The organism is Streptomyces flavovariabilis (assembly GCF_000725785.1).
Taxonomy (GTDB): domain Bacteria; phylum Actinomycetota; class Actinomycetes; order Streptomycetales; family Streptomycetaceae; genus Streptomyces; species Streptomyces hawaiiensis.
The window spans coordinates 90,096-111,445 of record NZ_JNXD01000015.1; the positions used below are offsets into that span (position 1 = coordinate 90,096).

General features: G+C 71.1%; 21 protein-coding genes. 17 read left to right on the plus strand and 4 right to left on the minus strand.

Annotated elements, in window-relative coordinates; all coding sequences use genetic code 11:
* Positions 1 to 5: 5 nt before the first annotated feature.
* Positions 6 to 1,070, minus strand: a complete 1,065-nt coding sequence (locus IO24_RS0125485; protein WP_078899384.1) for a LacI family DNA-binding transcriptional regulator — start codon at positions 1,068 to 1,070, stop codon at positions 6 to 8.
* 213 nt (positions 1,071 to 1,283) lie between these two features.
* On the opposite strand from IO24_RS0125485, the gene IO24_RS0125490 reads away from it, so the two are divergent.
* From IO24_RS0125490 to IO24_RS0125550, 13 genes are all read left to right on the plus strand, one after another.
* Positions 1,284 to 2,237, plus strand: coding sequence for an ROK family protein (locus tag IO24_RS0125490; RefSeq protein WP_031139260.1), 954 nt, complete (start codon positions 1,284 to 1,286; stop codon positions 2,235 to 2,237).
* Between the two features lie 625 nt (positions 2,238 to 2,862).
* Positions 2,863 to 3,336, plus strand: a complete 474-nt coding sequence (locus IO24_RS0125495) for a helix-turn-helix transcriptional regulator (protein WP_420823223.1) — start codon at positions 2,863 to 2,865, stop codon at positions 3,334 to 3,336.
* Positions 3,337 to 3,346: 10 nt separating this feature from the next.
* Positions 3,347 to 3,760 (plus strand): VOC family protein, encoded by a 414-nt coding sequence (locus IO24_RS0125500; RefSeq protein ID WP_031139264.1) that lies wholly within the window; start codon positions 3,347 to 3,349, stop codon positions 3,758 to 3,760.
* A gap of 156 nt (positions 3,761 to 3,916) precedes the next feature.
* Positions 3,917 to 6,319: an ATP-binding cassette domain-containing protein gene (locus IO24_RS0125505; protein WP_031139266.1), complete on the plus strand. Its 2,403-nt coding sequence runs from the start codon at positions 3,917 to 3,919 to the stop codon at positions 6,317 to 6,319.
* Between the two features lie 139 nt (positions 6,320 to 6,458).
* Positions 6,459 to 6,734 (plus strand): hypothetical protein, encoded by a 276-nt coding sequence (locus IO24_RS0125510; RefSeq protein WP_031139268.1) that lies wholly within the window; start codon positions 6,459 to 6,461, stop codon positions 6,732 to 6,734.
* A 50-nt stretch (positions 6,735 to 6,784) separates the two neighbouring features.
* Entirely contained in the window at positions 6,785 to 7,009 is a 225-nt protein-coding gene (locus tag IO24_RS0125515; RefSeq protein WP_031139270.1) for a hypothetical protein, read from the plus strand.
* Between the two features lie 66 nt (positions 7,010 to 7,075).
* Positions 7,076 to 7,318 (plus strand): hypothetical protein, encoded by a 243-nt coding sequence (locus tag IO24_RS40990; protein ID WP_037668412.1) that lies wholly within the window; start codon positions 7,076 to 7,078, stop codon positions 7,316 to 7,318.
* A 148-nt stretch (positions 7,319 to 7,466) separates the two neighbouring features.
* Entirely contained in the window at positions 7,467 to 8,510 is a 1,044-nt protein-coding gene (locus IO24_RS0125525) for an NUDIX hydrolase (RefSeq protein WP_031139272.1), read from the plus strand.
* A gap of 306 nt (positions 8,511 to 8,816) precedes the next feature.
* Positions 8,817 to 9,848 (plus strand): ABC transporter permease, encoded by a 1,032-nt coding sequence (locus IO24_RS0125530; protein WP_031139274.1) that lies wholly within the window; start codon positions 8,817 to 8,819, stop codon positions 9,846 to 9,848.
* A 76-nt stretch (positions 9,849 to 9,924) separates the two neighbouring features.
* Positions 9,925 to 11,601 carry an ABC transporter substrate-binding protein gene (locus IO24_RS0125535; RefSeq protein ID WP_031139276.1) on the plus strand — a complete coding sequence of 559 codons (1,677 nt, stop codon included), beginning with the start codon at positions 9,925 to 9,927 and terminating at the stop codon, positions 11,599 to 11,601.
* Between the two features lie 74 nt (positions 11,602 to 11,675).
* Positions 11,676 to 12,668, plus strand: coding sequence for an ABC transporter permease (locus IO24_RS0125540; RefSeq protein WP_031139278.1), 993 nt, complete (start codon positions 11,676 to 11,678; stop codon positions 12,666 to 12,668).
* 35 nt (positions 12,669 to 12,703) lie between these two features.
* Positions 12,704 to 13,804: an ABC transporter ATP-binding protein gene (locus IO24_RS0125545; protein ID WP_037668414.1), complete on the plus strand. Its 1,101-nt coding sequence runs from the start codon at positions 12,704 to 12,706 to the stop codon at positions 13,802 to 13,804.
* A gap of 26 nt (positions 13,805 to 13,830) precedes the next feature.
* Complete coding sequence (locus IO24_RS0125550) at positions 13,831 to 14,916, plus strand: ABC transporter ATP-binding protein (protein WP_045296529.1); 1,086 nt, start codon at positions 13,831 to 13,833, stop codon at positions 14,914 to 14,916.
* A gap of 90 nt (positions 14,917 to 15,006) precedes the next feature.
* Here the strand turns inward: IO24_RS0125550 and IO24_RS0125555 are convergent, their stop codons facing one another.
* Complete coding sequence (locus tag IO24_RS0125555; protein ID WP_031139283.1) at positions 15,007 to 16,362, minus strand: dipeptidase; 1,356 nt, start codon at positions 16,360 to 16,362, stop codon at positions 15,007 to 15,009.
* Positions 16,363 to 16,551: 189 nt separating this feature from the next.
* Between IO24_RS0125555 and IO24_RS0125560 the strand changes: the two genes are divergently transcribed.
* The gene (locus IO24_RS0125560; RefSeq protein ID WP_031139285.1) at positions 16,552 to 17,793 is read left to right on the plus strand and encodes a geranylgeranyl reductase family protein; all 1,242 of its coding nucleotides are present in this window, start codon (positions 16,552 to 16,554) and stop codon (positions 17,791 to 17,793) included.
* Here IO24_RS0125560 and IO24_RS0125565 read toward each other — a convergent pair.
* Positions 17,777 to 18,226 carry a nitroreductase family deazaflavin-dependent oxidoreductase gene (locus IO24_RS0125565; protein WP_031139287.1) on the minus strand — a complete coding sequence of 150 codons (450 nt, stop codon included), beginning with the start codon at positions 18,224 to 18,226 and terminating at the stop codon, positions 17,777 to 17,779. The genes IO24_RS0125560 and IO24_RS0125565 overlap by 17 nt on opposite strands.
* A gap of 172 nt (positions 18,227 to 18,398) precedes the next feature.
* Between IO24_RS0125565 and IO24_RS0125570 the strand changes: the two genes are divergently transcribed.
* The 3 genes from IO24_RS0125570 to IO24_RS0125580 all read left to right on the plus strand — a co-directional run bounded on the left by IO24_RS0125570 (position 18,399) and on the right by IO24_RS0125580 (position 21,100).
* The gene (locus IO24_RS0125570; protein ID WP_031139290.1) at positions 18,399 to 19,094 is read left to right on the plus strand and encodes a TetR/AcrR family transcriptional regulator; all 696 of its coding nucleotides are present in this window, start codon (positions 18,399 to 18,401) and stop codon (positions 19,092 to 19,094) included.
* A gap of 99 nt (positions 19,095 to 19,193) precedes the next feature.
* On the plus strand, positions 19,194 to 20,438 hold the full coding sequence (locus IO24_RS0125575; protein WP_107063019.1) for a sensor histidine kinase: 1,245 nt from the start codon (positions 19,194 to 19,196) through the stop codon (positions 20,436 to 20,438).
* The gene (locus tag IO24_RS0125580; RefSeq protein WP_031139294.1) at positions 20,435 to 21,100 is read left to right on the plus strand and encodes a response regulator; all 666 of its coding nucleotides are present in this window, start codon (positions 20,435 to 20,437) and stop codon (positions 21,098 to 21,100) included. Before IO24_RS0125575 ends, IO24_RS0125580 begins: the two co-directional genes overlap by 4 nt.
* Here IO24_RS0125580 and IO24_RS0125585 read toward each other — a convergent pair.
* Positions 21,061 to 21,345, minus strand: coding sequence for a DUF6332 family protein (locus IO24_RS0125585; protein ID WP_031139296.1), 285 nt, complete (start codon positions 21,343 to 21,345; stop codon positions 21,061 to 21,063). The genes IO24_RS0125580 and IO24_RS0125585 overlap by 40 nt on opposite strands.
* Between the last annotated feature and the right edge of the window lie 5 nt (positions 21,346 to 21,350).

Genomic DNA, 21,350 nt, shown 5'->3' on the forward strand with positions numbered 1-21,350 from the left:
GCCGCTCAGTCCGCCGGGGGGATCTCGCCCGAGCCGCGGGTGATCAGCCGGGTCGGCAGCTCGATGCGCTCGGGGGTGACGAGGGCGCCGTCCAGCTGCCGGAAGAGGCGTTCCGCGGCGGTGCGGCCGATGTCCGACGCGTCCTGGGCGACGACCGTGACGCCCGGCTGGAGCAGGTCGGCGAGCTCGATGTCGTCGAAGCCGACCAGGGCGACACGGCGGGTCTGCTCGGCGAGCACCCGGATCACGGTGACCGTCACCCGGTTGTTGCCCGCGAAGATCGCCGTGACGGGGTCCGGGCCGGTCAGCATCTCCTCGGCCGCCCTGCGCACCCGCTCCGGGTCGGTGACGCCGAGGGACATCCAGGAGCCCGCCACCGGTATGCCCGCGTCCTCCATCGCGGCCCGGTAGCCGCGCAACCGCTCGGCGGCGGTGTGGATGCGGGGCATGTCGCCGATGAAGCCGATCCGGCGGTGCCCGTGCGCGATGAGGTGGGCGACGCCGCCGCGAGCGCCGCCGAAGTTGTCCGACAGAACCACGTCGGCTTCGATGTGGCCGGCCGGCCGGTCCACGAACACGGTGGCCACACCGGCCTTGAGCTCGGGTTCCAGATACCGGTGGTCGTCCCCGGCCGGGATCACCACCAGCCCGTCCACCCGCCGCGCGCACAGGGCCAGCACCAGTTCCTGCTCGCGGTCGGGGTCCTCCGCGCTGGAGCCGTTGATCAGCAGGGCGCCGTGCGCGCGGGCCACCTCCTCGACCGACCGGCTCAGGGGTCCGTAGAACGGGTCCGCGAGGTCCTCCAGCACCAGGCCGATGCTCGCCGTGCGGCCCTTGCGCAGCACCCGCGCGCTGTCGTTGCGGCGGAAGCCGAGAGCGTCGATCGCCTCCTGGACCCGCCGCTCCGTCTCCGGGGTGACCCCCGGCTCCCCGTTCACGACACGGGAGACCGTCTTGAGGCCGACTCCGGCGCGTGCCGCTACGTCCTTCATGGTCGGCCGGGTGCCGTAGCGCGTTGCGGATCGGAGAGGGGTCTGGGGCACGGTGCGGTGTCCTGTCCTGTCGTCCAGGGGGTGCGTCGATCCTGGGTTTGTATGAGGATGTGGCGTCGAGCATAGAGCCTGGACAACGTTGTCAGGCTCGGGGGAGACTGTCCACCGCAATCTCCGGCCCCACGCACCGCCGTGGGACCGGTCTGCTGTTCGCCCTGCCTGACGGCCATTATCCGGCCCGACGGCCTTTCTCGGCGTTTTTCTCATGCCCGACGGGGAGATCCGACTCTGATGCACACCGACCTCGTGGCCGCGCTCGACATCGGCGGCACCAAGATCGCCGGCGCTCTGGTGGACGGCCACGGCCGGATCCTGGTCCGCGCCCAGCGGCCGACGCCCGCCCGGGAGGACGGCGACACCGTGATGCGGGCCGTGGAGGAGGTGCTCGGCGAGCTCACCGCGTCGCCGCTGTGGGAGCGTGCCACGGCCCTCGGGATCGGCAGCGCCGGGCCCGTGGACGCCTCCGCGGGCACGGTGAGTCCGGTGAACGTGCCCGGCTGGCGCGACTACCCGCTCGTCGCCCGGGTCCGGGCCGCCGCCGGAAACCTGCCCGTCGAGCTGATCGGCGACGGTGTGGCGATCACGGCCGCCGAACACTGGCAGGGCGCCGCCCGCGGCCACGACAACGCGCTGTGCATGGTCGTCTCCACGGGCGTCGGCGGTGGCCTGGTGCTCGGGGGCCGGCTGCACCCCGGGCCCACCGGCAACGCGGGCCACATCGGGCACATCAGCGTGGACCTCGACGGCGATCCGTGCCCGTGCGGCTCGCACGGCTGCGTGGAGCGCATCGCGAGCGGTCCCAACATCGCCCGGCGGGCCCTGGAGAACGGCTGGCGGCCCGGTCCCGACGGGGACACGTCGGCCGCCGCGGTGGCCGCCGCCGCCCGGTCCGGCGACCCCGTCGCCGTCGCCTCCTTCGAGCGGGCCGCCCAGGCCCTGGCCGCCGGGATCGCCGCGACCGCGACCCTCGTGGAGATCGACATCGCCGTGATCGGCGGGGGAGTGGGCAAGGCGGGCGACGTTCTCCTCGCCCCCCTGCGCAAGGCCCTGAGCAGCTACGCGACGCTGTCCTTCGTCCGGCACCTGACCGTGGCGCCCGCGCAGATGGGCACCGACGCCGGGCTGGTGGGCGCGGCGGCGGCAGCACTGGCGAAGCGGACGGACACGGCGGCGGCCGGGGTGTGAGACCGGGACCGGCGGATCCGGCAGGAACGTTCAGGCTGCCGGGGTGCCGGGGTGCCGGGGTGATTTGACGCGGGTCGGCTTCTTGGAGGGCGCCGGAGCCGCTCGCGTGAGCTTCCGGCCGCGGTCCCTTGAAGGCTGCCGAGCCCGATCCGCGGAGTTCCCGGCCCGTTCCTCTCTCCGGAAGCCGTGAGGCCGACCCCAGGCCGCCGGCCCTGCCCCCGGAGCTCCGGGCGCGGCCGCGGACCCCGCCCGTAGACCTCCTGGGGCGGCTGCCGACCCCGCCCGCAGAGCTCCTGGCCGGGCCGTCGGCTCTGCCCCCTGGAGCTCCTGGCTCGGCGGCCGGCCCAGCCCGTAGCCTCGTGGCCGGGATGGCGGCCCTGCCCCCTGGAGCTCCTGGCGTGGCTGCGGGCCCCACTCGTAGACCTCCTGGCGCGGCTGCCGGCCCCCTGCAGAGCTCCTGCCGGGATGGCGGCCCTGCCTCTGGAGCTCATAGCGCGGCTGCGGGCCCCGCCGTAGACCTCCTGGCCGGGCCGCCCCGGCCCCGCCCGCGGAGTTCCTGCCGGGCTGGCGGCCCCACCCCGGAGCTCCTGGCCGGGCCGGTTCGGGATGCTCGGAAATCGGCCGCATGTCCGTGCGATGTGGCACGATCGCGCTTGTGAGCAGCAGACCCGCCTCGGCGCAGCACCTGCGTGACCTCGCCCGGCTGCGCCGCGTCAAGGACCGGATCGACCGGGAGTACGCGAAGCCTCTGGACGTCGAGGCACTCGCCCGGGGCGTGCACATGTCGGCCGGGCACCTCAGCCGCGAGTTCCGGCGGGCGTACGGGGAGTCGCCGTACAGCTATCTCATGACGCGGCGCATCGAGCGCGCGATGGCGCTGCTGCGCCGGGGCGACCTCAGCGTCACCGAGGTGTGCTTCGAGGTCGGCTGCGCGTCGCTGGGGACCTTCAGCACCCGTTTCACCGAACTGGTCGGCATGCCGCCCAGTGCCTACCGGCGCGAGGCGGCGCGCGCGACGGCGGGCATTCCGTCGTGCGTGGCGAAGCAGGTGACCAGACCGGTCAGGAATCGAGAAGCGCCCGCCCCGAGCCGAAACTAGCGTGAGGGCCATGGACCTTCGCATTCACGCCAGTTTCCTTCCGCACGACGACCCGGACGCCGCCCTGGCGTTCTACCGCGACACCCTCGGCTTCGAAGTCAGAAACGACGTCGGATACGAGGGCATGCGCTGGATCACGGTCGGCCCCGTCGGCCAGCCCGGCACGAACATCGTGCTGCACCCGCCGGCCGCCGACCCCGGCATCACCGAGGACGAACGCCGCACCATCGCCGAGATGATGGCCAAGGGCACCTACGCCAGCATCGTCCTGGCCACCACCGACGTCGACGGCACCTTCGAGCGGTTGCAGGCGGGCGACGTCGAGGTGGTCCAGGAGCCGGTGGACCAGCCCTACGGCGTGCGTGACTGCGCCTTCCGCGACCCTGCGGGCAACATGGTCCGCATCCAGCAGCTGAAGGCGTAGGAGCAGCCCCACAGCACGACGCGTCACCCCGTGGGATCCCCGTACGGCCACCCCGTGGACGTACGGGTCCCGCACCCCCCGCGCCGCCCCTCGGGACCGGCGCGGGGGAACGAGACAGTCCGAGCGCGGCAGCCCCGCCCGACAGATGGAGACACCATGAGCAAGGCCACGACGACGGACAGACAGTCGCCCGGGCCGCACGTTGCCGACAGCCATGACGTGATCCGCGTGCACGGTGCGCGCGAGAACAATCTCAGGGACGTCAGCATCGAGATCCCCAAGCGCCGGCTCACGGTGTTCACAGGCGTCTCCGGCTCGGGCAAGAGCTCGCTGGTGTTCGACACGATCGCGGCCGAGTCGCAGCGGTTGATCAACGAGACCTACAGCGCCTTCCTGCAGGGGTTCATGCCGAATCTGGCCCGGCCCGAGGTCGACGTGCTGGACGGGCTGACGACCGCGATCGCCGTCGACCAGCAGCGCATGGGTTCCGACCCCCGCTCCACCGTCGGCACCGCCACCGACGCCAACGCCATGCTGCGGATCCTCTTCAGCCGGCTCGGCACACCGCACATCGGCCCGCCCGGCGCGTTCTCCTTCAACACCGCCTCGGTCTCGGCGAGCGGTGGGTTCACGGTGGACCGCGGTGCCGACAAGACCAAGACCGAAAAGGTGTCCTTCAGCCGCACGGGCGGCATGTGCACGCACTGCGAGGGCCGGGGCACGGTCTCCGACATCGACCTGACCCAGCTCTACGACGACTCCAAGTCGCTGTCGGACGACCCGTTCACCATCCCCACCTACACCGGGGGCGGCTGGGTGGTGCGGGTCATCGCCGAGTCGGGCTTCTTCGACAAGGAGAAGCCGATCCGCGAGTACACCAAGAAGGAGCGGCACGACTTCCTGTACCGCGAGCCGACCAAGGTGAAGATCAACGGCGTCAACCTCACCTACGAGGGGCTGATCCCGAAGATCCAGAAGAGCTTCCTGTCCAAGGACCGGGAGTCGATGCAGCCGCACATCCGGGCCTTCGTGGACCGGGCGGTCACCTTCACCCGGTGCCCCGAGTGCGACGGCACCCGGCTCAGCGAGCTCGCCCGCTCCTCGAAGATCGGCAAGGTCGGCATCGCCGATGCCTGCGCGATGGAGATCCGCGACCTGGCGGAGTGGGTGCGCGGGCTCGAGGAGCCGTCGGTGGCGCCGCTGCTGGCCAAGCTCCAGCACACTCTCGACTCGTTCGTGGAGATCGGCCTCGGTTACCTCTCGCTCGACCGGGCGTCGGGCACGCTCTCCGGTGGCGAGGCGCAGCGCACCAAGATGATCCGCCACCTCGGCTCCTCGCTCACCGACGTCACCTACGTCTTCGACGAGCCGTCCATCGGCCTGCACCCCCATGACATCCAGCGGATGAACAAGCTGCTCCTGCGCCTGCGCGACAAGGGCAACACCGTCCTCGTCGTGGAGCACAAGCCGGAGACGATCGCCATCGCCGACCACGTCGTGGACCTCGGCCCCGGCGCCGGCACGGCGGGCGGCACCGTCTGCTTCGAAGGCACCCTGGAGGGTCTGCGGCGCAGCGACACCGTCACCGGCCGTCACCTCGACGACCGGGCCAAGATCAAGGCGGCGGTCCGTAAGCCCACCGGGGCGCTGGAGATCCGGGGCGCCACGGCGAACAACCTGCACGGTGTCGACGTCGACATCCCGCTCGGCGTCCTCACCGTCGTCACCGGCGTGGCCGGTTCCGGCAAGAGCTCGCTCGTGCACGGCTCGATGGCCCGACAAGCGGGGGCCGAGGGCGTGGTGGCGATCGACCAGACCCCGATCCGCGGTTCCCGGCGCAGCAACCCGGCGACGTACACCGGGCTGGCCGACCCGATCCGCAAGGCCTTCGCCAAGGCCAACGGTGTGAAGCCGGCGCTGTTCAGCGCCAACTCCGAGGGCGCCTGCCCCACCTGCAACGGCGCCGGTGTCATCTACACCGACCTGGCGATCATGCAGAGTGTCGCCACCACCTGTGAGGAGTGCGAGGGCAGGCGGTTCGAGGCGTCGGTGCTGGAGTACCGCCTCGGCGGCCGCGACATCAGCGAGGTGCTGGCGATGCCGGTGACCGAGGCCGAGGAGTTCTTCGGCGGCGGCGAGGCCCGCACGCCGGCCGCGCACAGGATCCTGGAGCGGCTCGCGGACGTCGGGCTCGGCTATCTCACCCTCGGCCAGCCGCTCACCACGCTGTCCGGTGGCGAGCGGCAGCGGCTCAAGCTGGCCACGCACATGGGCGAGAAGGGCGGCGTGTACGTCCTGGACGAGCCGACCACGGGTCTTCATCTGGCGGACGTGGAGCAGCTGCTCGGCCTGCTCGACCGGCTGGTCGACTCCGGGAAGTCGGTCATCGTGATCGAGCACCACCAAGCGGTCATGGCACACGCCGACTGGATCATCGACCTCGGCCCCGGCGCGGGCCACGACGGCGGCCGGATCGTCTTCGAGGGCACCCCGGCCGATCTCGTCGCGGCCCGTTCCACGCTGACCGGGGAACATCTGGCGGCCTACGTGGGCGCCTGACGGAGGTCTTCGGGGACGTGAGGCGAGCACTCCAGGACCCGCCTCACGTCCCGCGTCGGACATAAATCGCAAAGCGGGCGAATATCGGCACCCGGGGAGGGCACTCCGTCTTCTGAATCCCCACGGAACGGAGCCGCTGATGATCATCAAGAAGATGCACGAGATGGGCGTCCGCAGCGAGCACGCCTACATGGCCGGCCTGGCCTCCATCGGCCTCAGTGTCGTCGCCTGGGTGGGCTCGCTGAAGATGGAAGGCGGCACCGGCCTCGCCCGTGCCGACCGCTGGGGCATCTTCGTCGGCGAATGGGCACCCACCTTCTTCGGCGTCGGCCTCGCCCTGTCCCACTACGAGCAGCACGACGGCACCCTCACCGCCGACGTCCACGAGTTCCGGCAGACGCGGAAGGCGGGCTGAACGGCCCATCCCCGCGCGCGGCCGGCACCGCCCCCGCGCACCCTGGTGCCATGGCGTCCGTGAAACCCGTCGTGGTCTACCCGCCCGCCGCGGACGGCGGCCGGCGGGTCCGTGTGGACGACCAGTTCCTCGGCATCGCCTACGGGCCGCTCGACGTCGCCGAGTTCCTGCGGCGGGCCGGCATCGAGGATGCGGACGAGGCGTATGTAGCGGCGTCGGGCCTGATCGAATGGCGCGGCGGCGGATCCGGCACCTGGGGCACCGGCCCCGTGTGAAGCCGCCGCTTCGCCCGAACGGCCCAGTGCCGTGACCCCGGGGCCCGTCCGGCAGTTGAGTCGGGCATGAAGAAGCGCAGCATGCTCGCCATCGCCTCCCTGGCCACCGGCTTCGCCGTCGCGGCGATCACCCCGTCGCACGCCATGGGAGAGAAGCTCCCCGCCATCAACGTGGACGAGACCCTCAAGACGCTCGACCAGACCGTCGCCGGGGAGGGCCTGTCCGTGGACGGGAAGGATGGCGTCCAGAAGAAGAAGGGCGCCCAGAAGAAGGGCGCTCAGAAGAAGGGTGCCCAGAAGAAGGGCTGACGAGCCGCCCCGGCCCACGGCCCACGGCGTCGGCGCTCCCCGCGTGAGGGGGGCGCCGGCGCCGTCGTCATGCGCCCTCAACTGCGGCTGGTTTCCGTGGCAGGGTGGAGCGGGCAAGCCTCAGGGGGCCAACAGAAGAGGGGGACCTGTGACCGTCGTCTGGATCAACGGCGCGTTCGGTGCGGGGAAGACCACCACCGCACGGGAGCTGATCGAACTGATCCCGAACAGCACGCTCTTCGACCCGGAGGTCATCGGCGGCGCGCTCGCCCACCTGCTGCCACCGAAACACCTTGCCGAGGTCGGCGACTTCCAGGACCTGCCGATCTGGCGCCGGCTCGTGATCGACACGGCGGCCGCGATGCTCGCCGAGCTCGGCGGGACCCTCGTCGTCCCCATGACCCTGCTGCGCCAGGAGTACCGCGACGAGATCTTCGGCGGCCTGGCCGCGCGCAGGATTCCGGTCAACCACATCCTGCTCGCTCCGGCCGAAACGATACTGCGGGAGCGCATAGCGGGCCGTGAGGTTCCGCGCGACCTTCCCGACGGCGACATGCGAATACGCCAGTGGTCCTTCGACCACATAGCGCCCTACCGGGCCGCCCTCGCCTCCTGGCTCACCGCAGACGCCCACCCGGTCGACACGAGCGACCTCACCCCGTACGAGACGGCCGTCCGGATCGCCGAAGCCGTCACCAGCGGTGCCGTGCCCGTCTGCGACATCGTGCAGACGCCCGAGCCCACCGCCGAGACCGTCGCGGCCGGAGTGCTGCTCTTCGACGAGCAGGGCCGGGTGCTGCTCGTCGACCCCACGTACAAGGCCGGCTGGGAGTTCCCCGGCGGCGTCGTCGAACCCGGCGAGGCGCCCGCACGCGCCGGCATGCGCGAGGTCGCCGAGGAGACCGGCATCAGCCTCGCCGAGGTGCCCGGCCTGCTCGTCGTCGACTGGGAGCGCCCCGCACCCCCCGGATTCGGCGGCCTGCGCCTCCTCTTCGACGGCGGCCTCCTGCACTCCGCGGAGGCCGGCCGGCTGCTGCTGCCCGGCCCGGAGCTGCGCGCCTGCCGGTTCGTCACCGAGGAGGAGGCCGCCGACCTGCTGCCCCCGGTGCGCTACGAGCGGCTGCGCTGGGCCCTGCGGGCACGCGAACGCGGAGCGGCGCTCTATCTCGAAGCCGGGGTACCGGTCGGCTGACGCCGGGCTCGCCGCCCGCGCCCTTTACCCGGCACGGGGGATTCCGAGGGAAAAGCACAAGGAAACGACGCCGGAGCCACGGCCAATCGCTGCCCAAGGAATCTCCCGCAAACACTCACGCGGCGGGTAACCACATTCCCCGCTTACGTCAACACTTTTCCATGTCCGCAAACAATCCCTTTTCTCGCCCCTGCGTGGCTTGACCGGACTCGCACGCCATTGCGAAAGTCCGCAGAGTCTCACGGCGGAATCAACGACCGCCACCCAATTTCCTTGCCCCAGGGGCTGATCCGGGATGTCCGTACGATGACAACGCAACACCAGCCGGTCGACACCGGCGGCGGCACCGCGCTGCTGACCGAGCCGTCGACGCAGGACTCCAGACCCGGCGGCACGGTCGTCGCCGGCCGCTCACCGGCCCGGATGGCGTGGCGGCGGATCAGACGGGACAAGGTCACCACGGCCGCCCTGGCGGCCACCCTGCTGTTCATCGCGATCGCACTGCTCGCGCCGGTCCTCACCGCGCTGACCGGCTGGGGACCGATCACCCCCGACAACAAGGCGATCAATCCGGACACGGGCAATTTCCCCTACGGATCGCTGGGCGGCATCAGCGCCAAGCACCTGCTCGGCGTCGAACCGGGCACGGGATACGACCTGTTCGCCCGCATCGTCTACGGCCTGCGCACCTCCCTTTACGTGGGATTCGCCTCGGCGGTGCTGTCCACCGCGGTCGGCGTCGTGGCCGGGCTCGCCGCCGGCTATTTCGGCGGCTGGGTCGACTCCCTGCTGTCCCGGATCATGGACGTGATGCTGGCGTTCCCGCAGCTGCTGTTCATCATCGCGCTCACCCCGGTGATCCAGAACGCGCTGCAGACCAACAGCCACGGCGGCACCGACGAGAATCTCCGGCTGCTCGTCCTGGTCCTCAACATCGCGGTCTTCGCCTGGGCGTACACCGCCCGCCTGGTGCGCGGACAGGTACTGTCCCTGCGCGAACGGGAGTTCGTGGACGCCGCGCGGCTCATGAGCGCCGGCCGACGGCACATCCTCTTCCGGCAGCTGCTGCCCAACCTGTGGGCCCCGATCCTGATCTCCTTCGCGCTCGCCGTCCCGCAGAACATCACCACCGAGGCGGCCCTGTCGTACCTGGGCGTCGGTGTCATCCCGCCCAACCCCGACTGGGGATCCGTGCTGTCGGACGCCTCCCAGTTCTTCCTGCAGGACCCGATGTACCTCTTCGTGCCCGGCGTCCTGCTCTTCCTCCTGGTCCTGGCGCTCAACCTGCTCGGGGACGGCGTCCGGGACGCCCTGGACCCCCGCGCCCGGCGCGGCTGACAAGCCACCCCCCGAGTTTCGGCCCGGCGGTCCCACGAACGGCCGCCGAGCCCGTAGCAAGAACGGAGTTTCCCCCATGACGCGCAGAACGCGCAGATCCCGCACGGCCGCTCTCACGGCGACCGCCGTGGTGATCGTCCTCGGAGCCACCGCATGCGGAGGGTCCTCCGGCACCAGCGCCGGCGGCTCCCCGTCGAAGGGCGGCACGCTGACGATCCTCGACGACGCCGACTTCAACCACATCGATCCTCAGCGGACGTACACCACCGAGGGTTCGAGCATGGACTACGAGCTCGTGCGCACCCTCACCGGATGGGACGAGACGGGGTCCCGGCCCAAGCTGGTCGGCGACCTGGCCACCGACACCGGAACGGCCGCCAAGGGCGCGACGGTGTGGACGTTCCACCTGCGCCACGGCGTCAAGTGGCAGGACGGCGGCGAAGTCACCGCCCAGGACGTCAAGTACGGCGTCGAGCGGGCGTTCTCCCCGGACATCAACGGCGGCCCGCCGTACGCCAGTCAGTGGCTGGTCGGCGGTGATTCCTACAAGGGCCCGTACCAGGGCAAGCAGCTGGCCTCGATCCAGACGCCGGACAAGTACACCCTCGTCTTCCATCTCAACCAGCCCGTCGCCGACTTCAACGAGACGACGGCCATGACCGGCTGGTCGGCCGTGCCCAAGGCCCACGACACCGGCGCCACGTACGACACGCATGTCTGGTCCGACGGGCCCTACATGATCAAGTCGTACACCAAGAACAAGGAAATGGTCCTCGTCCGGAACAAGAACTGGAGCCGGTCGACCGACCCGATCCGCCAGCAGAACCTGGACGAGATCGACGCGAAGTTCGGGCAGGACCAGGCCGCCATCGACCAGCAGATCAAGTCCGACGGCGGCTCCGCCCGGACCGCGATCACGCAGACACCGATCGCCGGCTCCGACCTGACGACGATGGCGGGCGACCCGTCGCTCAAGTCGCGCTACTACAAGATCCCGGCCCCGGGCATCAACTACATGGCGATCAACATGAACCGGGTCAAGGACCTCAAGGTCCGTCAGGCCATCGAGTACGCCGTCGACAAGACCACCGTACGCGGTGCCTTCGGCGGTTCGGCCTACGGCAACTACGCCACCACGATGCTCGCCCCCGGCATCGACGGCCACAGGGACTTCAACCTCTACAGCAGCAACCCCGCCGGTGACCTCGCCAAGGCCAAGGCCCTGATGAAACAGGCCGGCAACCCCAAGCCGACGATGTCGCTCGCGGTGGAGAACATCCCCACCCACGAACACTTCGCGGACGCGGTGAAGACCGCGCTCTCGAAGATCGGCATCACCGTGAACATCTCCCCGATCGACAAGAACAACTACTTCAGCACCGTGGACAACGTGAAGAACCAGTACGACCTCACGTGGGGCGACTGGATCGCGGACTGGCCGAACGCCTCCACCGTGCTGCCCACCCTCTTCGACGGGCGCCAGATCAAGAAGCTCCCGCAGTCCAACAACGACCTCGCGTACCTGAACGACCCGAAGGTCAACGCACAGATCGACAAGATCGGCAGGATGACCGACATCAAGCAGCGCAACGCCGCCTACGGGGACCTGGACGAGCAGATCCTGAAGGACGCCGCCGTCGTCCCGCTGATGTACATGAACTTCAGCGAGGTGAGCGGCTCGAAGGTCGGCGGTGTCATCGACGACTCGATCATGGCCGAACCCAGCCTGGTGCACGCCTACATCAAGCAGTGACGCCTTCCCTCTGAACCCCGCCGGCGGCCCCGGCCGCCGGCGGGCATCCCCCTCACGTCAGGTCCCGGCACCCCATGTTTCGTTACCTCATCAGACGCCTGCTGGCAGCGGCCGTGATCATGCTGGTGATCACCACGATCACCTTCTTCATCTTCTTCGCGCTGCCGTCCGACCCCGCGCTCCTGGCCTGCGGAAAGACCTGCTCGCCCTCCCGTCTCGCCGAGATCAAGCACTCGCTGGGCCTGGACCAGAGCTACCTGACGCAGTACTGGGACTTCCTCAAGGGCCTGGTCGTGGGCCGCGACTACGGCGACCAGAGCGTCCGCATCCACTGCGGCGCGCCCTGCCTCGGCATCTCCTTCCAGACCGACACCCCCGTCCTGACCACTCTGCTCCAGGACTTCCCGGCGGACCTCTCCCTCGGTCTCGGTGCCGCGGTGGCCTTCCTCGTCCTGGGCGTCGGCCTCGGCACCGTCGCGGCGGTGCGACGCGGCAGGGCGGCCGACAAGGCGGCGGTGGGACTCGCCCTGTTCGGCGTGTCGGTGCAGATCTACTTCATCGGTCTGCTCCTGCTCTACCTCTTCGTCGACAAGTTCCAGATCCTGCCGACCTCCGGCTACACACCGATCACCGAGAACCCGGCCGGCTGGTTCACAGGGCTGATCCTGCCGTGGAGCACCCTGGTCATCGTCTACCTCGCGATGTACACCCGCCTCACCCGCTCCTCCATGCTGGAGGTCCTCGCCGAGGACTACATGCGCACCGCCCGCGCCAAGGGCCTGCCGGCCGCCACCGTCGTCCTCAAGCACGGGCTGCGGGCAGCCATCACCCCGATCATCACCATCTTCGGCATGGACGTCGGCTCCCTGATCGGCGGCTCCGCGGTCATCACCGAGTCGGTGTTCGGCATCAACGGCATCGGCAAGCTCGCGGTCGACTCCGTGCAGAACTCCGACCTGCCGGTCATCCTCGGCACCACGCTCTTCGCCGCGACGTTCGTCGTCCTCGCCAACGTCGTCGTCGACCTCGTGTACGGCCTCGTCGACCCGCGCGTGCGCCTCGCCTGAGCCCTTCCTCGTCCTTAGCGTCCTTAGGAACACCCGTGTCCGTTCAGACCTCACCGCAGCCCGCGGACGTCGCGCCCGCGCCCGCACCCTTCCTCGACGTACGTGACCTGAGGGTGCACTTCCCGACCGAGGACGGCCTCGTCAAGTCGGTCGACGGCGTCTCCTTCAGCCTGGAGAAGGGCAGGACCCTCGGCATCGTCGGCGAGTCCGGCTCCGGCAAGTCCGTGACCTCACTGGCCCTGCTCGGACTGCACAAGGGCACCCGCGCCCGGGTCTCCGGCGAGATCTGGCTCGAGGGCAGGGAACTCGTGGCCCTGCCCGAGGCCGGGATGCGCGCCCTGCGCGGCCGCACGGTCTCCATGATCTTCCAGGACCCGCTGTCCGCGCTGCACCCCTTCTTCACCGTCGGCTCCCAGATCGCCGAGGCCTACCGGGTGCACCACAAGGTCTCCAAGAGGGAGGCGAAGGACCGCGCGGTGGAGATGCTGAAGCGGGTCGGCATCCCGCAGCCCGAACGCCGGGTCAGGGACTACCCGCACCAGTTCTCCGGGGGTATGCGCCAGCGCGCCATGATCGCCATGTCGCTGGTGTGCGACCCCGAGTTGCTCATCGCCGACGAGCCCACCACCGCCCTGGACGTCACCGTCCAGGCGCAGATCCTGGACCTGATCCGCGACCTCCAGGAGGAGTTCGGCTCCGCCGTCGTCATCATCACGCACGACCTCGGCGTGGTCGCCGATGTCGCCGACGACATCCTGGTGATGTACGGCGGCCGCCGCATCGAGTACGGCACCACCCGCGATGTCCTCAAGCAGCCCCAGCACCCCTACACCTGGGGCCTGTTGCAGTCGATGCCGCACCTCAGCGGCGATGTCGGCGAACGGCTCGACCCGATCCCCGGCACCCCGCCGAGCCTGATCAACCTGCCGGACGGCTGCGCCTTCCACCCGCGCTGCGCCCACAAGGGCTGGGTGCCGGAGGGCCGTTGCACGGCGGAGCGGCCCGGGCTGCGTCTCCTCTCCGGCAGCGAACGGCACCTGGCCGCGTGCCATCTCAGCGACGACGCCAAGCAGGAGATCCGCGGCGGGGCCGGCCCGGACGGCCGGGGTACCGCGGCCGCACGGGCCGCGCAGTGACGGCGGCGGACGAAAGGGAACATGCCGTGAGCACCACCGAGCCCCTCACGGGGCAGAGCACCGACCGTCCCGCCGGCCGGAACCTCCTGGAGGTACGTGATCTGCGGAAGCACTTCCCGATCCGGCAGGGCATCATCTTCCAGCGGCAGATCGGGGCCGTCCGCGCCGTCGACGGGATCGACTTCTCGGTCGGGCCCGGTGAGTCGCTGGGCCTGGTCGGCGAGTCCGGCTGCGGCAAGTCGACCACGGGCCGTCTGATCACCCGGCTGCTCGAACCCACCGGCGGCTCGGTCGTGTTCGACGGCGAGGACATCACGCACCAGTCGCCCGGGCGGATGCGGGAGGCCCGCCGCAACCTTCAGATGATCTTCCAGGACCCGTACTCGTCGCTGAACCCCCGGCACACCGTCGGCACCATCGTCGAGACGCCGATGCGGCTCAACGGCATCAACCCGCCGCAGGGACACAAGAAGCGCACCCAGGAGCTCCTGGAGACGGTCGGGCTCAATCCCGAGCACTACAACCGCTACCCGAACGAGTTCTCCGGCGGTCAGCGCCAGCGTATCGGCATCGCCCGCGCCCTCGCGCTGCGGCCCAAGCTGATCGTGGCCGACGAACCCGTCTCCGCGCTGGACGTCTCCATCCAGGCGCAGGTCGTCAACCTGCTCCAGGACCTTCAGCGGGAGTTCGGCATCGCCTTCCTCTTCATCGCCCACGACCTCGCCGTCGTACGGCACTTCTCCGAGCGGGTCGCCGTGATGTACCTCGGCAAGATCGTCGAGGTCGCCGAGCGGGAATCGCTCTACACCCGGCCCCGGCACCCCTACACGCACGCGCTGCTGTCCGCCGTACCGGAGGCCGACCCGGACGCCGTCGAGCGGCGCGAACGCATCCGGCTGGCCGGGGACGTGCCCTCCCCGATCGACCCGCCCTCCGGCTGCCGCTTCCGCACCCGCTGCTGGAAGGCACAGGAGAAATGCGCCCTCGAGGAACCACGACTGGTGCGCGTCGAGGGCAGCCCCTCGGGACATCTGACCGCCTGCCACTTTCCCGAGGAGCCGTCCGTCACCGCGCGCGAGGAGGACATCGTCCTGGACCCGGCCCTCGGCTAGGCGGGCCACCGGTGCGCCCGTGAGTGAGCACGCTCCGGGAGGCCCCCGTCCGAGGACGGGGGCCTCAGGGCCCTTCTGGTGGCAGAGCGGTCAGCTCGCCGCGTAATTCCGCAGGAACAGCGCCTCCGCCACCGACAGCCGCTCCAACTCCTCGGGGGACACGCTCTCGTTCACCGCGTGGATCTGGGCCTCCGGCTCGCTCAGCCCGATGAGCAGGATCTCCGCACGCGGGTAGAGGGCGGCCAGCGTGTTGCACAGCGGGATGGAGCCGCCCTGCCCCGCGTACTGCATCTCCTGCCCCGGGTAGGCCACCGCCATCGCGGCCGCCATGGCCTGGTACGCCGGGCTGGTGGTGTCGGCGCGGAACGGCTGGCCCTGGCCGACCTGCTCGGTGCTCACCCGCGCACCCCACGGCGTGTGCGCCTCCAGGTGCGCCTGGAGCAGCTTGGTCGCCGCGCCCGCGTCCGCCCCCGGCGGCACCCGCAGACTGATCAGCGCGCGGGCGCTCGCCTGCACGGACGGGGTGGCGCCGACGACCGGCGGGCAGTCGATGCCGATGACCGTGACGGCCGGACGCGCCCAGATCCGGTCGGCGACCGATCCGGACCCGATCAGCTCCACACCGTCCAGCACCTTGGCGTCCTGCCGGAACTGCTCCTCCTCGTACTGCAGGCCCTCCCAGGCCGTGCCGTCGGAGAGCCCCTCGACGGTCGTCGAACCGTCCTCGGCGCGCAGCGAGTCCAGCACACGGATCAGGGCGGCCAGCGCGTCGGGCGCGGCACCGCCGAACTGGCCCGAGTGCAGGTTGCCCGCGAGCGTGTCGACCCGCAGCCGCACCAACGTCATGCCGCGCAGGGTGGCGGTGACGGTCGGCAGGCCGACCCGGAAGTTGCCCGCGTCGCCGATGACGATCGTGTCCGCCTCCAGCAGCTCCGGGTGCTCCTCGGCGTAGCGCTCCAGACCGCCCGTGCCCATCTCCTCCGAGCCCTCGGCGATCACCTTGACGCCGACGGGCACGCCGCCGTTCGCCTTCAGCGCGCGCAGCGCCAGCAGGTGCATGATCAGGCCGCCCTTGCAGTCGGCTGCCCCGCGCCCGTACCAGCGTCCGTCCCGCTCCGTCAGCTCGAACGGCGGTGTCGTCCAGGCGGCCTCGTCCAGCGGCGGCTGCACGTCGTAGTGGGCGTAGAGAAGGACGGTCTTCGCGCCCGCCGGGCCGGGCAGGTAGCCGTAGACCGACTGCGTGCCGTCGGGGGTGTCGAGCAGGGCCACGTCCTCGAAGCCCTCGGCGGCGAGCGCGTCCGCGACCCAGCGGGCGGCGCCCTCGCTCTCACTCCTCGGGAACTGGTCGAAGTCGGCCACCGACCGGAAGGCCACCAGTTCGGTGAGCTCCTCCCTCGCCCTGGGCATCAGCGAGGCGACGGTCTCGGCGACCGGATTCGACGACATGGGCACGCTCCTTGTGGGTGCGACGTTGTACGGATGCGTACCTCTCGGTACGCGTGATCGTGTGGTGCGGGCGCGGCCCGGGGTAAGGGCCGTCCACGTCGCCGATCCTCCCACAGCGGCCTGCGGTGACCGCCGCCGTAGGATGCGGGAGACAGCGGCAGGCGGCTTGATCGGGAGCAGTAGACCATCGTGAGCAGCGAGAACTCTTCGGCGGACGACGTGCGTCAGGTGTGGGACGTCGTCGTGGTGGGCGCGGGACCCGCGGGCGCTTCGGCCGCGTACGCGGCGGCGGTGGCCGGCAGACGCGTGCTGCTGCTGGAGAAGGCCGAGCTGCCGCGGTACAAGACGTGCGGCGGCGGCATCATCGGCCCCTCGCGCGATGCCCTCCCACCCGGCTTCGAACTGCCGCTCATGGACCGGGTGCACGCGGTGACGTTCTCGAACAACGGCCGCTTCACGCGCACCCGCCGGTCCAGGCAGATGCTGTTCGGGCTGATCAACCGGCCCGAGTTCGACCAGCAGCTGGTCGAGCACGCGCAGAAGGCGGGCGCCGAGCTGCGTACGGGTGTCACGGTCCAGCGGGTCGAGCAGCACGGCTCGGCGGTCCCGGACCGGCGCACGGTCGCCGTCGTCCTGCAGGGCGGCGAGGTCCTGCTCGCGCGGGCCGTCGTCGGGGCGGACGGCAGCGCCAGCCGGATAGGGGCGCATGTCGGCGTCAAGCTCGGCCAGGTGGATCTCGGTCTGGAGGCGGAGATCCCGGTGCCGGAGACCGTCGCCGAGGACTGGAAGGGCCGGGTGCTCATCGACTGGGGTCCCATGCCCGGCAGTTACGGCTGGGTGTTCCCCAAGGGCGACACCCTGACGGTCGGAGTGATCTCGGCCCGTGGCGAAGGCGCCGCGACGAAGCGGTACTTGGAGGAGTTCATCGGGCGGCTGGGCCTCGCCGGCTTCGAACCGAGCATCTCGTCGGGGCACTTGACCCGCTGCCGCGCCGACGACTCGCCGCTGTCGCGCGGGCGGGTGCTGGTGTGCGGCGACGCGGCGGGGCTGCTGGAGCCGTGGACCCGCGAGGGCATCTCCTTCGCGCTGCGGTCCGGCCGGCTCGCGGGGGAGTGGGCGGTGCGGATCGCCGAGGCGCACGACGCCGTGGACACACGCCGGCAGGCCCTCAACTACGCGTTCGCCGTCAAGGCCGGGCTCGGGGTGGAGATGAGCGTCGGCAAGCGGATGATGGCGGCGTTCGAGCGCCGCCCCGGCCTGTTCCACGCGGCCCTGACGGGCTTCCGTCCCGCCTGGAAGGCGTTCAAGGACATCACCCAGGGCAAGACCTCGCTGGGTGAGCTCGTCCGCACGCATCCGATGGCCCAGCGGGCCCTGGCCGCCCTGGACCGTCGTCCCGCGACGGGCGGTGAGGTCAGCTCACCGGAGTGATCTCGAAGACCGGGTGGTCGGGGGCGATGCGGCGCAGCTGGTCGTCCGGGGAGTCGGGGCCGACGCCGTTGAAGAAGACCCCGACCTCCGCCTTCCAGCGCTTGAGGTAGGCGCGCAGGATCGGGGTCTTGTCGTCGTCGCCGACCTCGGCCGCGGTGAAGGCGTCCACGCGCTTGCCGAGGTGCAGTTCGCCGCCGCCCGCGGCGCGCATGTTGTGCGTCCACTGCACATGGCCGCGGGGGGCGACCAGGTACTGCTTGCCGTCCAGGGTCAGCAGGTTGACCGGGGTGGTGCGCCACTGGCCGCTCTTGCGGCCGCGGACGGCGAGGACACGGGAGCCCCAGACACTGATGCCGCGGCGGGTCATCCAGGCCACGATGCGGTTCATGACGTTGACGGTGAACCAGCCGGGCTTCTGGACGTGCGTGGACATGGGGCCCCCTCGGGTGACGGCGAAGCAGTGCTCTCTTCTGTGAGCACCGCTCTCGCTCTTTCCTGGATCAGTCTGCATGAAGTCGTCACACTCGTGCAAGAGCACTGCTCTCTTTTGTGTGCGCCGCTCTCTTTTGTGTGCACTGCTCTGTTCTCGTGGGAGACTGCCCGGCATGAGCACCGCACAGGGCGCCCGTGCCCGGGCCAGGACCGAAGTCACCGCGGCCATCAAGGACGAGGCCCGCAGACAGCTCGCGGCGGAGGGCGCCGCCCGGCTCTCCCTGCGGGCCGTGGCCCGGGAACTCGGCATGGTCTCCTCCGCGCTGTACCGCTACTTCCCGAGCCGTGACGACCTGCTGACCGCCCTCATCACCGACGCCTACGACTCCCTCGGCGGGAGCGCCGAGGCGGCCCACGAGGCTGCGGCCGGAGGCCTCTTCGAGCGTTGGATCGCGGTCTGTGAGGCGGTGCGGAGCTGGGCGCTGGAACACCCGCACGAGTACGCGCTGATCTACGGGACGCCCGTCCCCGGCTACACGGCCCCCGACACCACCGTCCCGGCCGCCGCCCGCGTCGGCCTCCTGCTCATCGGCATCGCCCGCGAAGCCCACCGGGGTCCGGGTCTCGCTCGGCCCGCGCTCCCGGCCGACCTGCGACCGGAGGCAGAACGGATGGTCGCCGACTTCGCCCCGGACGTCCCCCCGGAGGTCGTGACAGCGCTCGTCGCGGCCTGGGCCCAGCTGTACGGACTGGTCAGCTTCGAGTTGTTCGGCCAGTTCAACCGGATGGTGGAGGACCGGGCGGCGTTCTTCCGGCACGCGGTGGGGCAGCTCGCCCGGGGGGTGGGGCTGGTACCCGGGCCCGCATGAGCCGCCGGCGCGGCGGGCTCGCGTACTTCCCGGGGAGTACGCGTGATCACCACGCCGGGGTGACGCCGCCGCGGGGGAGTGGCGTCTAGCGTGGCCGGTATGGAAGAGCAGCGTGCGCGGAGCGCTCCTACGCCGTGGTGGCGGCGCGGGCCCGCGTGGGGGGACCGGTGGGAGGGGCCGCCGCCGCGATGGCCCTGGCGGTCCACGGTCCTCGTGACCGTGTTCGTCCTGGCCGGGTCGAACTTCGCCGCCCACGGCCAGCAGGGCGAGCGGGCGGAGCTGGACCTCTTCGCGCGGGCGCTGCTGCTCGTGGCCGCAGGGCTGCTGCTGTGGCGGAAGCGGTACCCGGTGGCCGTGGTGTTCGGCACGGCGGCCGCCGTCATGGTCTACCTGGGGGCCGGATATCCCTACGGGCCCGTGCTCTTCACCGTCGCCCTGGCCTGCTTCAGCGCCATCGTCGCCGGACACCGCCGGGCGGCGTGGACCGCGATGGGCATGCTCTGGGCAGGACACGTCCTGGTGGCGCACTGGCTCTTCCGGTGGCTGCCGCCGTCCGGGGACTCCGCCGCTTCCTGGGGTGCGGAGATCGTGGTCGCCACCTGGGTCGTGGCCATCGCGGCGGTGTCGGAGCTGTTCCGCGTCCGGCGCGAGCAGTGGGTTCGCGAACGGGCCGAGCGGGCCGAGGCCGCGCGCCGGCGGGCCGACGAGGAACGGCTGCGGATCGCGCGGGAGCTGCACGACGTCCTCGCGCACAGCATCTCCGTCATCAACGTGCAGGCGGGGGTCGGCCTCGCGCTCCTCGACACCGACCCCGAGCAGGCCCGTACGGCCCTCACCACGATCAAGGACCAGAGCAAGGAGGCGCTCGGCGAGGTACGCCAGGTACTCGACACGCTGCGCGCACCCGGTGACGCGCCACGCGCCCCCGCACCCGGGCTCGACCGGCTGCCCGAACTGGTGGAACAGGCCGCGAGCGCCGGTCTCACGGTGGACGTCGAGGGAGAGCCGCCGCGCCTCGGCCCGGGAACGGACCTCGCGGCCTTCCGGATCGTCCAGGAGGCCCTGACCAACGTCGTACGGCACTCGGGTTCACGGCACGCGCGCGTGCGCCTCGCGCATGACGCGGACGTGCTGCGGCTGCGTGTCGACGACGACGGGCCCGCGACCGGCTCCGACGCGGGCGGCAGTGGCAACGGGCTCGCCGGGATGCGGGAGCGGGCCGCCGCCCTGGGGGGCGCCATCGAGGCGGGCCCCCGCCCGGACGGTGGGTTCCGGGTGCTCGCCGTACTGCCGCTGACGGCATCCGCCGACGCGTCCCGACGACCGATGCAGGAGGACCGGTGATCCGCGTACTGCTCGCCGACGACCAGGCACTGGTGAGGGCGGGGTTCCGGGCACTGCTCGACGCGCAGCCCGACATCGAGGTGGCCGCCGAGGCCGCCGACGGCGAGGAGGCGGTGCGCCGGATCCGGGAACTGCGGCCCGACGTCGTCCTGATGGACATCCGCATGCCCGCCCTCGACGGCCTCGCCGCCACCCGGCAGGTCACCGACGACCCCGGCCTGAAGGACGTCAAGGTCGTCATGCTCACCACCTTCGAGCTCGACGAGTACGTCTTCGAGGCGATCCGCTCCGGCGCCTCCGGCTTCCTGGTCAAGGACACCGAGCCGGAGGAACTCCTGCGCGCGGTACGGGCGGTGGTCGCGGGCGACGCGCTGCTGTCGCCTGGCGTGACGCGGCGGCTCATCTCCGAGTTCGCGTCCCGCTCCAAGGAGCCGGCGGCGGCCGGTGCCCTGGGCCGGCTCACCGAGCGGGAGCGGGAGGTCATGGCGCTGGTCGGGATCGGCCTGTCCAACGAGGAGATCGCCCGCCGCCTGGTCGTCAGCCCGCTCACCGCGAAGACCCACGTCAGCCGCACGATGGTGAAACTCGGCGCCCGCGACCGGGCCCAACTGGTCGTGCTCGCCTACGAGTCGGGGCTGGTGCGGCCGGGCTGGCTGGGCTGATCCACTGTCCGGAACCGGACCAGCACACTGACCACCCGGGCGGCGAAGAGCACCAGCGCGAGCACCATACCGGCGTACGGCAGCAGGCGCTCCGCCGTGTCCGGCAGGTCGAAGAGCAGCGCGGGCCCGGTCACGGCTCCGAACACCACCGCGGCCGCGAAGGCCGCACTGCACAGCGCGTACCCGATCTCGACGGTGATCGCGTCGCGTTCGGCCTGGGAACGCCGTCCCCCGTGACTGGTCATACGGC